Below are 13,960 nucleotides of genomic sequence, written 5' to 3'. Positions count from 1 at the left end.
AGAACGTCACGACCAGCAGTGAAGCGGCCCGCCTCAACCGTGCGGGCGAGGTGAGGTTCCCCCGAGATGCGGAGGATAGTCTTGGCCAGCCGGCTCCGGCCCAGGCCCCTGACCAGCGGCGTCTCCATGGATGCCGCTGGCCGGTACTGGGCCTCGTTCGTCGTCGACACAACGGCTCGTCGACCGGGGCGTGCACCGTGTAGACGGGCGGGTTCGGGATTCTCTGGGGATCCCCTGCTTTCAGTCCGCGCACCTACGACCGTGCGGGCTGGTTGGCGATCAGAAGGGTGACGTCGGCAGGGCGGAAGCCCAAGCGGGCGTAGATACGGGCGACGGCGTCCTCTGCGTAGGCGAGGAAGACGGTGTGCACCCCGTGGTCGCGGGCGTGGGCGGCCAAGGCCGCGGTGACGGCGGCGGCCAGGCCCTGGCGGCGAGCGGTGGGCAGGGTACCGACGCCGCCGATCTCGGTGGTGCCTTGCGCCGGGTGGTAGTGGCCGACGGCGAGAGGGGTGCCATCTGGGCCCAGGGCGGCGATGAGCGTCTTGTGCCCCGCGTGGATGCTGGGCCGGATCGCTGTGACCGAGCCGTCCGCGGCTAGTTCCTCGGCCACCACCGACAGTTCCGCGCGGCCCACCGAGCCCACCGCGGTGCTTGTCTTGGCGAAGGCCAGGCGGGGAAGGGCGAGAGCCGCAGGCAGGGCTGGATCGTCGGCGGTCAGCACGCGGATCGTGACGCCGTCCGGCAGGGGCTGCGGGGGCACCGGGTGGTGCGGGTCGAGGGCCATCAGTGGGCGTTCCTCCACCGGGAGGCCAGCGGCCCCGATACGGGCGCGCAGCATCGGCGCTGCCTCGGCGAGCCATTCAAAGGCTTCCGGTACGCCGAGTTCGCGCTGCCGGGCGCGCACCCGAGCGATGTCGGCGACGGTGATCGCTGCCGAACCCTCTGCGATGGGTTGAGCGTGGCTCGGACCGCCGTAGTACGGGGTGCCTGGTTCCTTGCGCACGAACAGCCGCAACGGGCCGAACTCTTCGGCGGCGGCGAACAGCAGCGGCACGGTGGCGTAGTACTGCTCGATACGAGCACGCAGCGACGGGTCGGTCATGCGGCGCATCCCACCACGGGAAGGCGCCGTGCCGCATCCGAAAATTACCGTCCGGAACCGACACAATCTCCCCCAACGCGTCCAGGGTCGAGCGGGAGCGCGGCAGTCATTCCGGTTCGTGCAGCCTGACATCCCGGGCGTATCCGGGACGTCAGGCCGTTCGTTCGCTGCTTGCTACCGGGCCCTGGGGCCGGGGGCGGGCGGGGTGCGCGGTCGCAGGCGCTCTCCCTGCGGCCCGAACATGATCAGGTACTCGACCGGGCCGCCGGGGCTGGCGTTCGCGACCCCGTGGGGATTGCGGGTGTCGAACTCGGCGACGTCCCCGGCACTCAGGACGAGGTCCTGGTCGCCGAGTGCGAGCCACAGCCGCCCGTACAGGACGCACAGCCATTCCCAGCCGTCGTGGGAGACCTGCCGGGGCCGCGCGGGTGGCTCCTGGACGGCGGGCAGGACGTGCTTGTGGGCGTGCAGGCCCCCGACGTACCGGGTCAGCGGCAGCACCGCCTTGTCGTCGCCGAAACGCTGGAGCGCGGAGGTGCGGGGCTCGGCGGCGGCGGGGGCGGTGCCGGCCAGCTCGTCCAGGGAGACGCCGTACTCCTTCGCCAACTGCAACACCACTTCCAGGGTGGGCTTGCGTCGGTTGGTCTCGATCCGCGACAGCGTGCTCGGAGAGATGCCGGTCGCGCAGCTGACGCCGGTGAGCGTGGCGCCGCGGTGTTCGCGCGCGGCCCGCAGCCGGGGGCCCATCGCCGCCAGCGTGTCGGCCACGTCGTCGCCTGTCACTCGCTCTGCCCCTTCCGGACGTGCTGCTCCAGCATCCTGTCCTGCAAGTTTGCCAGAGTGGCAATGCTGATCGCGCCGGTCGGTCGCCACGCCGCATGATCGATGGGTACCCGCGTCCGCCCGCGAACCGAGGAGAAGACCCCATGCAGTCCAAGCTGTCCGCCGCACTCCGCCACCGCACCGTCGAGGCCCCTGCCGGGCGCCTGCACATGGTCGAGCAGGGCACCGGTCCGCTGGTCCTGCTCGTGCACGGCTTCCCCGAGTCCTGGTACTCCTGGCGGCGCCAGCTCCCGGCCCTCGCCGCGGCCGGCTACCGGGCGGTGGCGCTCGACGTGCGCGGCTACGGCCGCTCATCCAAGCCCGCGGCGACCGACGCCTACCGGATGCTCGACCTGGTGGAGGACAACGTCGCCCTCGTGCACGCCCTTGGCGAGGAGAACGCGGTGGTCGTCGGCCATGACTGGGGCTCCAACATCGCCGCCGCCTCCGCCCTGCTCCACCCCGAGGTCTTCCGGGCCGTCGCCCTGCTGAGCGTCCCGTACGCGCCACCCGGCGGCCCCCGCCCCACCGACATCTTCGGCCAGATCGGCGGCCCCGAGCAGGAGTTCTACGTCTCGTACTTCCAGGAGCCCGGCCGCGCCGAGACGGAGATCGAGCCCGACGTCCGGGGCTGGCTCACGGGCTTCTACGCCGCCCTGTCCGCCGACACCATGCCCGCCCAGGGCAAGCCCGACCCGCACTTCGTCGCCCACGGCGGCCGGCTGCGTGACCGTTTTCCCGCCGGCATCCTCCCGGCCTGGCTGACCGAGGACGACCTCGACGTCTACGCCGGAGAGTTCGAGCGCACGGGTCTGACCGGCGCCCTCAACCGCTACCGCAACGTGGACCGCGACTGGCAAGACCTCGCCCCCCACCGCGGAGCCCCGATCAAGCAGCCGTCCCTGTTCATTGGCGGCACCCTGGACGCCTCCACCACCTGGATGTCCGACGCTATCGACGCCTTCCCCACCACCCTCCCCGGCCTGACTGCCTCTCACCTCCTGGAGGGCTGCGGCCACTGGATCCAGCAGGAACGCCCCGAGGAGATCAACCGTCTGCTGACCGGCTGGCTGAACACCCTCGCGGGTTGAACCGCCAGGCGCGGCCGGGGCTTCTGTACAAGGAACAGTTCGGCCCGCGTACCCGAGCGCAGCGGCCATGGCCGGGCGCTGCGTGATTCTCACAAATGGCGGGTTCTGAGACGAAGTTCTGCGAGCCCGCTGACCTGCGACGACACGACCATCACGGCTTGCCGTTATTGGGGTGGGACCGGAGTACGAGCGAGACGTGCCACGGCCGCTGTTTCATGGGCGGTTTCAAACCGTCCGGGCGTCTGCAACGACTCATGAAACGTGGTTCGCCCTGGGCGCGGCCACCGGGTGACGACGTTTCACAGGCGACCACCTGTTTTCGGCAGGACGAATGGGAGCCACTCCGGCAGCCTGATTGAGAGCCAATTGTGCGTTTGTGAAGCTGTGGAGGCAGGCACGCGTCCGACGGTTGAAGGCGAGCGGTCGATCACTCGATCGAGTGAGGACCGCAGCCTCACGCCCGGAACGTGCGGCGGTAGGTGTCCGGCGGTACGCCGATCGTGCGGTGGAAGTGGCGGCGCAGTGTTGTCGCCGTGCCCAGGCCCGAGGCCGAGGCGATGGTGTCGACGCTGTCGTCCGTGGTCTCCAGTAGTTCCTGCGCGCGGCGGATCCGCTGCGTCAGCAGCCACTGCAGCGGGGTGGTGCCGGTTACCGAGCGGAAGTGGCGGCCCAGGTGGCGCGAGCTCATGTTCGCCTGGTGGGCCAGGTCCTCCACGGTGAGGGGCTGGTCCAGCCGCCGCATCACCCAGGGAAGCAGCTCGGTCAGGGGATGGCCGTCCTGGGCGGGTACCGGGGTGATGACGAACTGGGCCTGGCCACCGGCTCGGTGGGGCGGCACGACCAGGCGACGGGCGACCACGTTGGCGATCGCCGAGCCGTGGTCGCGGCGGACCAGATGCAGGCACAGGTCCATCGCTGCGCTCTTGCCTGCGGACGTGAGCACTCTGCCGTTGTCGACGTAGAGCACGTCCGGGTCGACCTTCACTCGGGGATAGCGCGTGCTCAGTTCCTCGGTGTGGGCCCAGTGCGTGGTCGCGTGCAGCCCGTCCAGCAGGCCGGCGGCGGCGAGCACGAACACGCCCGTGCACAGGGAGACCATCCGCGCCCCCGACTCGTAGGCCGCGCGCACCGCCTCCACAAGGTCAGCCGGCGGGTCCTCGTCGACGTCCGCCAAGGCGGGGACGATCACGGTGTCGGCGTGTGCCAGCCGGTCGAGCCCGCAGTCCGGCTCCAGCAGGAACCGACCGATCCGGACGGCTTGCGTGCCACACACCCTGACGTCGTACCAGGGGCCTGGCAGAGCGGCCGGGGCCGAGCCGAAGACCTCGTAGGCCAGGGCCAGCTCGAAGTGCAGCATCCCGTATGTAGCGGCGATCGCGACGGAGCGCGGGACAGGACTCATGTCGGGAATTGTACGGGTCGTGTCGTTCCGGACACTGGGCGCCGATCGCCGAACGGGACAGGATTTCCTCAGTGGATCACTTCGAGCACACGGGAGCAGGCATGGGACCGGGTCGGAACGTGGCGGTGTACGGGGCCTACGGGCACACCGGACGGTTCGTGGTCGCGGAGTTGCACGAGCGCGGGTACGTCCCGCTGCTCGTCGGTCGCGACCAGGACAAGCTGCTGGCGCTGGCGCATGCCCAACCGGGGCTCGAGGCGCGGCAGGCATCGGTCGACGATTCGACCTCGCTCGACCGCACGCTGAACGGCGCGGTCGCCGTGATCAACTGCGCCGGGCCCTTCGCCACGACCGCCGCCCCGCTGGTCGAGGCGGCGCTGCGCGCCGGCATCCCGTACGTCGACGTGGCGGCCGAGATCGAGGCAAACCTTGACACGTTCGCGCACTTCGCGCAGCGCGCCCGTGCCGCAGGCACCGTGGTGGTCCCGGCAATGGCCTTCTTCGGCGCCCTCGGCGACCTGTTGGTCACCACCGCGATGGGCGACTGGACAGCGGCGGACGAGGCGCACATCGCCTACGGCCTGAGCAGTTGGCATCCCACTGCCGGAACGCTCGCCGCGGGCGCGGTCTCGGGGCAGCGACGGGGTGGCCGCCGTGTCCGCTACACCGGCGGCCGGTTGGAGTACCACGACGATGCCCTGCCGACGCTGGAGTGGCCCTTCCCGGCCCCGCTGGGCCCCCAGAGCGTCATCGGGGAGTTCACCATGGCCGACGTCGTCACCGTTCCCAGCCACCTGGCCGTCCCGGAGGTGTGTACCTACATGACCGCGAAGGCGGCTGCGGACCTGTCCGCTCCTGGCGCCTCGGCACCGACCGCCGTCGACGAGCGCGGTCGCTCCGCGCAGACCTTCGTCGTCGACGTCCTCGTCCGCTCCGGCGGCACGGAACGCCGCGCGGTCGCCGCCGGTCAGGACATCTACGCCATCAGCGCGCCGCTCGCGGTGGAGGCCGTCGACCGCATCCTCACCGGCCGGACCAGGACCACCGGCGTCGCCTCCGCGGGCGCGGTCTTCGACGCCCCGGACTTCCTGCGCGCCTTGTCCGCGCACCTCTCGCTGCACGTCCCGCTCGACACACGCGGCTGACCGGCGACAGGTACGCGCCGGGTACGACAGAACGGCCCGCAAAGATCTTCAAGACCTTCGTTGCCATCGCCCCGGATGCTTGAGGTCACCTGATGACACGAAGGGAGCCATCAATGGCCGTCCACGCGGAGCTCACCGCGATCACCATCGACAGTGCCGATCCCCGGGCCCTCGCCGAGTTCTACCGGAAGGTCACCGGCTGGGACGTCGCGCAGGCCGACGACGACTTCGTCTCCCTGGGCCAGGGTCCGATCCGGCTGGCCTTCCAGCGGGTCGCTGGTTACCGGGGACCGAGCTGGCCCGACACCGCCAAGCACGCCACGGCCGCGAATACGCGATACCTCGCCATGCGAGCTTCCGCGAAAGCCATGTCGTTTGAGAACGCCGAGGGCCAGCGCTCTCAAATGACATGGCATCCCAGCAGGTCAGCGGCTCACCAACTGCCAGATGCACTGCGACGGGACACGCGCGGTGACGCCGTGCCACGTCAGCGGGTGAGGGCCAAACACGGCCGCTGAACTGGTCAGCAGCCGCTTAGCGTTGTTTTTTCGGCGAGAACTACTGGGACCCCTCCTGCACGGCAGCACCATGCCGCCGTGCAGGACGCGCACTTCGGTGCCCGGGCCGATCCAAGCGCGGACGTCCGCCGCCGTGCCGACCGGGTGATCCGGCCCTAGCGGATCGCGATGGTGTTGGGGTGGGAGCCGGACGCCCCGCTCCGGCCGACGGGTGCCATGGTGTGCACGGCGGCGCCGGTCAGGACGAGGTCGGCCGGGTGCGTGGCCAAGCGCTGCCCGCCGGGTGATGGACGGTTCCGCCCCGGTCGTGGGCCTGGCGGCTCATACGGTGCTCTCCTCGACGTCGGTGGTCGTCAGGCGTTCGTATCGTGCGGGGTCGGTGGCGCGCAGTCGCAGCGCGAGCAGCACGCCAGCCGTGAAGACGATCGGCAGCGGGAGGAGCAGGACCAGGTTGGTGCTGGCACCGGCGGCGGTGACCAGGTCCATGTAGTCGACCGCAAGCCAGGTTGCGGCGGTGAGGACGATTCCGCCGAGGAGCGGGGCGATCAGCCGTACCCAGCGTGAGCCGGGGAGTTCGGGGCGACGCAGGTAGAAGCCCACGACGGCGAACGAGCAAAGCGCCTGGAGCGCCATGATGCCGATGATTCCGGGGGAGTTGAGCCAGATCAGCAGTTTGAGGAACGGGTCGAGGCCGGCCAGCGCGAACCCCGCGATCACGACCACGGACAACACCGTGCTCACCGCGCCGGCCACCCATGGAGACCGGTGGACCGCGTGGACGCGGGCCAGCGGCCGCGGCAGGACGCGTTCGCGTCCGAGCGCGAAGAAGTAGCGGTTCGAGGCGTTGTGGAAGGCCAGGATCGCGGCGAACGAACTGGTCACGATGAGCACGTTCATCGCGTCCACGGCGGCGGAGCCGACGAACTTGTCGGTCGCGGCGAACACCAGGGCGGGCGGGTTCTCCTGGGCGATGCCGGTCACCAGCGAGGGCCCGTACGCGGTCACCACGATCCAGGCGATGAACGTGTAGAACACGGCGAGGAATCCGACCGCGATGTAGGTGGCGCGGCTGACCGAGCGGCCCGCGTCCCGGGCCTCCTCGCCGTAGATCGCGGTCGCCTCGAAGCCGATGAACGCGCCGAAGGTGACCGCCAGGGCCCCGGCGAAGCCGTCGGTGAAGATGTTGTCCGGCCGGAAGGGTTCGATGCCGAAGCCTTCGGGGCCGCCCTGGGCGAGTACCGCCACCGCGAGCACGGCCAGCACGAGCACCTCGGCGGCGAGTGCGAAGCCGAGGACTTTGGCGCTGAGCGTCACCTGCCGGAAGCCGAGCAGCCAGACCAGCGCCGCGGATGCCAGCGCCCAGATCCACCACGGGAGATCGAGGTGCAGCAGGTCGTCGCCGGTGGTGTGGGCGAAGAATCCGAACGCGCCGTAGAGGCCGACCCCGATGCCGGTGTACGAGAACAGGGCGACCAAGGCGGCGCCGACGCCCACGGGGCGACCCAGCCCCTGGGCGATGTAGGCGTAGAACGCCCCGGCGTTGCTGACGTGGCGGCTCATCGCGGTGAAGCCGACCGCGAACAGCGTGAGGGCGATTCCCGCGACGAGGTATCCGGCGACCGCGCCGGGGCCAGCCACCGCGATGCCGATGGGCGCGATGCCGCCCATGACGGTGAGCGGTGCGGCGGCCGCCACGACGAAGAAGACGAGGTCCCAGGTGCCGATCGCTTCGCGTTGGAGGGCCGTCCCGGAGGACGGCCGCGATCCCGCGGCGGTCGGGGACGGGCCGGTGGAGGGAGGTGGCAACGGCGAGGAGTTCACAAGCTACCCTCACAAAACTATAGGATGAAGTTAAGGGAAGTTAGCGTCTCCGCCGTCCGCTGGGAAGAGGGAGATCCAATATGCTTGCTGCACGATGACCACCTCGTCCCGCCGGGCGGGCCGCCCCCGACAGGCGGTGCTGACCGCCGACGCCATCCACCGGACCGCGCTCGATCTGATCGACCGCGAAGGCGCCGACGCGTTCTCCCTGGTCAAGCTCGCCAAGGAGCTGGGGGTCCGGATGCCTTCGCTGTACAACCACGTACGCAACCGCGACGACGTCGTGCACGCCGTACGCGAGCTGATCGCCGCGGGGATCGATACGGCCGACCTGGATCTCGCCCCTTGGGACGCCGGCTTGGCGGCCTGGGCCCGCTCCTACCGGGCGGCGTTCGCCCGGCATCCCAACGCCGTACGGCTGTTGGCCACGATGCCGGTGCGGACACCGCGCGTGCTCGACGAGTACGAGCGCATCGCCGCGGCGCTGGAGTCCGGCGGCTGGCCGACCGGATACATCCCGCGGCTCCTCACCGCGCTGGAGTCCTTCATCCTGGGCTCCGCCCTCGACATGGCCGCCCCTGAGCGGATGCTCGAACTGCCCGACGACGCCGAGCGGTACCCGCGACTCACCGCCGCGTCCGCCGCCGAGACGGGCACGCCCGACGGGCCGCGCCGCGCCGACAGCGCGTTCGAGTTCGGTCTCCGCACCCTCATTGCCGGCTTCCGCGCCGAGCTCGCCGCCCTTTCCGCGGTCCGCGCCGCACCCTGACCACCCTTCCTCGCCTTGGCGCATCGCGTGCCCACGCGTGCGGCCTCTGGCGGGGCGGCATCGGTCGGTCCAGGACATGGACCGGCCTTCGCCCATGCCTCGTACGCCTGGCACAGGAGGCGCACAAGCGGTGCCGGCGGACGGGCCCGAAGCAGTCCGAATACGCCAGGGCGCCCGCGGGCCTTGTTCGGAGCGGTAAGGCCGGGAACGCGCCTCATGGGGCTGCAAACAGCGTGGTCGCCCATCTGGTTGCAGCCCCATGTGCGGCTCCTGGTGTCAGCGCAGAGAGCCGAGGTACTGCACGGCGCGGTATGCGGATTCCATCGCGCCGTCGACGAAGCCGTGGGCGGCCTGGTCGGTGGTGGCCACGGTGAGGCGGCCGACCGGTGTGCCGATGACGTCCGCGGGGGTCGGGCCCTGCGGCCAGAACGCGTCGAACGGGGTGCTGTACCAGCGGGCGTAGCCGTGGGCCCAGCGGTTGGTGGTGATGGCGGCGATGTCGGCGGCCGGGTCGAGGCCGTAGGGGCCGAGGGTGCGGGCGAGGGAGTCGCGGATGGAGCGCTCCATCTCCTCGAACGTCATGCGGGCGAGGGCGCCGCGTCCGGCCTTTGCGGCCCTCTGTCGGTCCATGTCCGGCTTGGTGAGCATCGCGTCGAAGTGCACGAGGATCGGCTCGTCCGGGTTCGCGGAGAACCGGTAGTCGCCCATGCTGACCGGGAAGTCCAGGGACGCGCCGCCCCAGAATCCGCCCGGGAACGTGATGCGCGAGACGCCGAGCCGTTGCCAGGGCCGCCAGTTGGTGAGGGCCACATTGGCGTAGATCATCGGGTACTTGACCGCCTGGTGCCCGGCCGCCTTGTGGGCGTCCGGCAGTTCCGGGGCGATGTGCGGGACCATCGCGTTCCAGCAGGCCATGACGACTCCGCCGGCGCGCACGGTGAACAGCTTGCCGTCCTGGACGTACGCCACCTCGGCTGCGCGGCCGCCGGGCAGGTTCCGCACGCGCACGACGGTGCTGTTCAACCGGATGCGGGTGGTCGACGCATCGTGGTCGAGGCGGCCGTAGTCGCAGCGCGCGGTGACCAGGTCCTCCGTCGTCGAGCCGGGGATGGCCGTGGGGTTGAGCCGGCGGACCAGCGCGCGGGCGATGGACGCGTTGCCGTCAGGGAAGTGGTAGATGTACGGGTCCTGGTGACCCCAGAACCGGACGCCGGTCTTGGCCAGCCCGGGCCAGGGGCCGTGGTCGAAGTCCAGTTCGAGCCCGGTCATGCCAGGGTAGAAGGACGCGGCCGCGTCCAGCGCCGGGAACTGGTCGATGTTGACCCCGGTGCCGCCGGCCGTCGAGTGGAGCAGGTAGCGGTATGCGTCACCGGTGAGGCCCGCGTATTCGACGAGGAACGCCCCGTAGCTCATCTGGCGGAGCACGGCGAGTTTCTGATCGTGCGTCAGCCCTGCCAGGTAGTCCTTCGGAGCGTCCAGGATCTCGACGAGCGTCTGCTTGGCGGCCGCGTCGAGCGGCGCGTCGGCCAGGATCTGCCCGGCGGAGAATCCCTTGGCGAGGTGGTCGCGGCCCCAGGCCTCCTTGGCGAAGAACGTCGCACGGTCGCGGACGCCGTGGCGGGCGTAGAAGTCCCGGTCGAAGTACGTGGTCTCGAACTTCGAGAGGTCGATGCCGAGGTCGGCGAACACCTGGAAGGCCTCGGGCGGGTAGGCGCTCGGGTTGTCGATGGACTGCGAGCCGCCGTAGCCGATGAGCGTGCGGCCGTTGACGGTGAACTCGTTGCGCTTGGCGTGGCCGCCGAAGTCGTCGTGCGGGTCGAGGACGAGGATCCGTGCCTTGCGGTCGACATCGCGCAGGTAGTAGTGCGCCGCCGAGAGCCCGCTGATGCCGGCGCCGACGACGACCAGGTCGTAGGGGCGGTCGGTGGGGGTGGGGGTGCCCGCGTTCTCCCAGAAGGTGCCGTCGCGAAGTGCGTGCGCGACCTCGAAGGAACCGGCATGGCTGCCGCGCATCCCGGTGGCGGCCGGCGGATATGCGCCGCTCCCGGGGGCGTTCGCGGGCCGGACGTCCGCGGCCGCGGTGCGGTCCGCGGCGGACGCGGTGCCCCCCAGCACCGTGCTCGCGGCGACCGTACCGGCGGCCAGCGCCACTCCGTCCAGGAAGTCACGCCGGGTGATACGGCGGTTCATCCCCAACTCGTCGTCGGACCAAGCGGATTGAGCCATGGGCACGTCCTCGTAAACTAGAGGCTGAAGTTTTCTGGCACCCTAGTCCCGCGCCGGTGCAAGCGGAAGGGGTTACGCCCACACCGTTGACTTGAGTCGGTGTCACTTCTATCCGGCCGCGTACACCCGTCGACCGCCGACAAATGTGTGCTCCACGCGCGCGTCGGCGATCTCCCCGACCGGGGCGGCGAACGGGTCGCGGTCGAGCACCACGAGGTCGGCCAGGGCGCCGGCGCGGATGACGCCCGTGTCGTCCAGATGGTTCACATACGCGCTGCCGACCGTGTAGGCGGAGAACGCCTCGCCGAGGCCGGCCGAGATGGATCCCCGACGAGGTCACCGGGGTCTGGCAGACCGCCGTGGACCGTTGGCACGTCGGCTTCGTGACCTGTCCGGCGAGCAGGGCCTGCTCGGGCAGGTCGAAGGCCGCACCGCCCAGGTGGTCATCGACTGGCTGGCCGACCGCGACCAAGCCTGGCGCGACGCGGTCCGGTACGTCGCGATCGACATGTGCACGATCTTCAAGTCGGCGATCCGCCGGGTCCTGCCGCAGGCGGCCCTGGTCGTGGACCACTTCCACCTGGTGCAGCTGGCGAACCAGACCATCACCGAGGTCCGCCGCCGGGTCACCGTGACGCACCGCGGCCGGCGCGGCCGCAAGGGCGACCGTGAGTGGGACCTGCGTAGCCGGCTCACCCGTTCCGCCGCCCGGATGCGCGGCGAGCACGTCGACGCTCTCCTCGACGAGCTGTCCAACCTGCCCAAGGCGATTGGCGAACCGATCACCGCGGCGTGGAACGCCAAGGAAGACCTCTTGGACCTGCTTGCCACCGCCCGGACCGGGAACGGGTCCGCTATCTGCTGTACCGGTTCTACCGACGCTGCGCCGACGCCGGCCTTCCCGAACTGCAGCGCCTGGCCACAACCGTCGAGACGTGGTGGCCAGAGATCCTGACGTTCCTGCACACCGGGATCACCAATGCCGGCTCCGAAGACACCAACCGGGTCATCAAGACCGTCGCCCGCGACGCCTACGGCTTCCGCAACCCCGTCAACCAGCGCTTACGCACCCGCTGCGCGACCACCTGGCGAGCCCGTGGGCACCTCGACGCCCGCCAATTTCGTTGAGCCCGCACCTGCGATCGTGTTGGCTAGCGGCACCGAACTGTCAGTACCGCTGGTGTCCGCTTGGCTGTAGCAGGGAGTTGAACGTGCAGGACATTGTCGTCGACCCCGGTGCCCATAATCGGGCAGCCTGGGACAAGTATGTCCAGGAGGGCAACGAGTGGTCGAGGCCGGTGAGTGCTGAGGATGTCGAGCGCGCCCGCATGGGCGACTGGTCGATTGTTCTCATCGGGCGTGAGCCAGTCGACCGCTCCTGGCTGCCGAAGGACCTGACCGGCAAGGACGTGTTGTGCCTGGCCTCCGGCGGTGGCCAGCAGGGTCCGATCCTCGCCGCCGCAGGGGCGCGGGTCACCGTGTTCGACAACTCGCCCCGCCAGCTCGGCCAGGACCAGATGGTGGCGGCGCGCGACGGACTCGAGCTGCGCACCGTCCTGGGTGACATGCGCGACCTCAGCGCCTTCGGCGACGCAGCATTCGACGTTGTGTTCCACCCGGTCTCGAACCTATTTGTACCCGACGTGGCACCGGTGTGGCGTGAGTGCTTCCGCGTCCTGCGACCGGGCGGAACTCTGCTCGTGGGCTTCCTCAACCCTGATGTGTACTTGTTCGACCACGAGGCCCTCGACGAGCGCGGCGAGCTGGTCGTCGTGCACAAGCTGCCCTACAGCGATGTCACGCAGTACTCCGCTGAGGAACGCGCCACGAAGTTCGGCGCGGATGCCCCTCTTGAATATAGTCACACCCTCACCGACCAGATCGGCGGGCAACTCGCCGCAGGGTTCGTCCTCACCGGCTTCGCAGAAGCACCGGACCAATCCAACGCATCCGCCCAATACATGTCGAACTATTTTGCGACGCTGGCGGTCAAGCCAGGCTGACCCAGCTACGGCGCCGGCCGAGACGGCCGTGAACAACGAAATGCCATTCGAAGATTGGCCACTGGTGTGGTGCGCGCTGATACATGAGCAGGATCCGGGGCCGGTGATGCCGCAGCTGTACTGGCGCAACGAGGCGGAGGTCGTGGCTAAAGGGCTGCCGTCCGAGATCCCCGGGGTGAGCGAGGGGGAGTACGACGAGGACAACATGCCGGAACCGTCGACGTTGTCCCCGATTACCGCGGAGGACTGTCCGAGATGGCTTGATCTGCCCAAGGACATGCGGGAGACCTGGGAACCTCGTCTCCGGTTGCCGACGGGCGGCTCCATGTGGCCAGCCGACTCCAACGTCATCGGGACGAAGGTCGGCGGCTGGCCCGCCTGGATGCAGCCTGCCGACTGGCCGCACTGCGAGAGCGGACACCGCATGGAGCACATTCTGACCATCACCGACGACATACAGTTGGGCGACGGCGGCGGCGTCTACTTCTTCCATTGCCGCCAGTGCCCCGGCCTCCCGTGGGACTGGCGCTTCGAATGCCACTGACAGCTGTGCGTCGGTGGAGCGGGTTTGGCCGGTGGCCTGCCTGGGCTGGGGTCTATCGGCACATGGTCAACGGCCGGGACCGTGAGTTCGCCGATCGGCTCGGCGTGGTGATCCACAAGTCGCGGGGTGATGTGGACTCGTAGCGGGCGTTGCGGCACGGCCGCGATCATGCGAAAGGGCCAGTTCGGGAGGATCGAACCTCCGAACTGGCCCTTCGTCGTGTGCCTCCGACAGGATTCGAACCTGCGACAACCGGTGACTGGATCTGCCTCCTGGCACAACGCCCTTGCGTGACGACCATGGCCCAGACGCGTTATCAGGAAGCGAACGTGCAGCGAGAAGCGGGGGCTTCCTTTTCATGACAAGAGAAGTGTGGAGTGTGATGCCATGAACCGAGTCGGCAGAGACTCGCGCCGGTCGGTCTTGAGGTTCCCCCGCTATGCGGGTGGTACTGACTAGCTGGTCAGAGCGGGTTGATGTGGTTTCAGGTTCACTGGTTCGGCCGCTGCCTGGTTGG

At 69.7% G+C, this 13,960-nt stretch carries 13 protein-coding genes and 1 pseudogene; 8 read left to right on the top strand and 6 right to left on the bottom strand.

The genetic code is table 11. The annotated features are described in order from the left end of the window. Positions 1-253: 253 nt before the first annotated feature. Positions 254-1,102 carry a GNAT family N-acetyltransferase gene (locus tag AB0N06_RS35340; protein ID WP_366138788.1) on the bottom strand — a complete coding sequence of 283 codons (849 nt, stop codon included), beginning with the start codon at positions 1,100-1,102 and terminating at the stop codon, positions 254-256. Between the two features lie 174 nt (positions 1,103-1,276). Beyond that, positions 1,277-1,885, bottom strand: coding sequence for a helix-turn-helix domain-containing protein (locus AB0N06_RS35335; protein WP_366138787.1), 609 nt, complete (start codon positions 1,883-1,885; stop codon positions 1,277-1,279). A 143-nt stretch (positions 1,886-2,028) separates the two neighbouring features. On the opposite strand from AB0N06_RS35335, the gene AB0N06_RS35330 reads away from it, so the two are divergent. After that, complete coding sequence (locus AB0N06_RS35330) at positions 2,029-3,015, top strand: alpha/beta hydrolase (protein ID WP_366138786.1); 987 nt, start codon at positions 2,029-2,031, stop codon at positions 3,013-3,015. A gap of 454 nt (positions 3,016-3,469) precedes the next feature. On the opposite strand, the gene AB0N06_RS35325 is transcribed toward AB0N06_RS35330, so the two are convergent. Continuing rightward, a complete protein-coding gene (locus AB0N06_RS35325; RefSeq protein WP_366138785.1) occupies positions 3,470-4,417 on the bottom strand; it encodes a helix-turn-helix domain-containing protein in 948 nt (315 codons plus the stop codon). A gap of 101 nt (positions 4,418-4,518) precedes the next feature. On the opposite strand from AB0N06_RS35325, the gene AB0N06_RS35320 reads away from it, so the two are divergent. Next, positions 4,519-5,562 (top strand): saccharopine dehydrogenase NADP-binding domain-containing protein, encoded by a 1,044-nt coding sequence (locus AB0N06_RS35320; RefSeq protein ID WP_366138784.1) that lies wholly within the window; start codon positions 4,519-4,521, stop codon positions 5,560-5,562. Between the two features lie 113 nt (positions 5,563-5,675). Then, positions 5,676-6,080 (top strand): VOC family protein, encoded by a 405-nt coding sequence (locus AB0N06_RS35315; RefSeq protein WP_366138783.1) that lies wholly within the window; start codon positions 5,676-5,678, stop codon positions 6,078-6,080. 321 nt (positions 6,081-6,401) lie between these two features. Here the strand turns inward: AB0N06_RS35315 and AB0N06_RS35310 are convergent, their stop codons facing one another. Then, positions 6,402-7,901 carry an APC family permease gene (locus tag AB0N06_RS35310; protein ID WP_366138782.1) on the bottom strand — a complete coding sequence of 500 codons (1,500 nt, stop codon included), beginning with the start codon at positions 7,899-7,901 and terminating at the stop codon, positions 6,402-6,404. Positions 7,902-7,995: 94 nt separating this feature from the next. On the opposite strand from AB0N06_RS35310, the gene AB0N06_RS35305 reads away from it, so the two are divergent. Beyond that, positions 7,996-8,670 carry a TetR/AcrR family transcriptional regulator C-terminal domain-containing protein gene (locus AB0N06_RS35305; protein WP_366138780.1) on the top strand — a complete coding sequence of 225 codons (675 nt, stop codon included), beginning with the start codon at positions 7,996-7,998 and terminating at the stop codon, positions 8,668-8,670. A 276-nt stretch (positions 8,671-8,946) separates the two neighbouring features. Here the strand turns inward: AB0N06_RS35305 and AB0N06_RS35300 are convergent, their stop codons facing one another. Next, the gene (locus tag AB0N06_RS35300) at positions 8,947-10,896 is read right to left on the bottom strand and encodes an NAD(P)-binding protein (RefSeq protein WP_366138779.1); all 1,950 of its coding nucleotides are present in this window, start codon (positions 10,894-10,896) and stop codon (positions 8,947-8,949) included. Positions 10,897-11,004: 108 nt separating this feature from the next. After that, positions 11,005-11,205 (bottom strand): annotated as a pseudogene (locus AB0N06_RS35295) (amidohydrolase family protein); the annotation flags it as partial. A gap of 58 nt (positions 11,206-11,263) precedes the next feature. On the opposite strand from AB0N06_RS35295, the gene AB0N06_RS35290 reads away from it, so the two are divergent. From AB0N06_RS35290 to AB0N06_RS35275, 4 genes are all read left to right on the top strand, one after another. Beyond that, entirely contained in the window at positions 11,264-11,851 is a 588-nt protein-coding gene (locus AB0N06_RS35290; RefSeq protein WP_366138778.1) for a transposase, read from the top strand. After that, positions 11,755-12,024: a transposase gene (locus tag AB0N06_RS35285; RefSeq protein WP_366138790.1), complete on the top strand. Its 270-nt coding sequence runs from the start codon at positions 11,755-11,757 to the stop codon at positions 12,022-12,024. The genes AB0N06_RS35290 and AB0N06_RS35285 overlap by 97 nt, the downstream gene beginning before the upstream one ends. Before the next feature lie 83 nt (positions 12,025-12,107). Continuing rightward, positions 12,108-12,899: a class I SAM-dependent methyltransferase gene (locus AB0N06_RS35280; protein ID WP_366138789.1), complete on the top strand. Its 792-nt coding sequence runs from the start codon at positions 12,108-12,110 to the stop codon at positions 12,897-12,899. A 40-nt stretch (positions 12,900-12,939) separates the two neighbouring features. Further along, positions 12,940-13,443 (top strand): hypothetical protein, encoded by a 504-nt coding sequence (locus tag AB0N06_RS35275; protein WP_366138777.1) that lies wholly within the window; start codon positions 12,940-12,942, stop codon positions 13,441-13,443. Positions 13,444-13,960 lie beyond the last annotated feature (517 nt).

The sequence above is a fragment of the Streptomyces sp. NPDC051020 genome, from assembly GCF_040683105.1.
GTDB lineage: Bacteria > Actinomycetota > Actinomycetes > Streptomycetales > Streptomycetaceae > Streptomyces.
The sequence above is the reverse complement of the archived record's forward strand: the minus strand, read 5'-3'. Positions and strand labels throughout refer to the sequence as shown.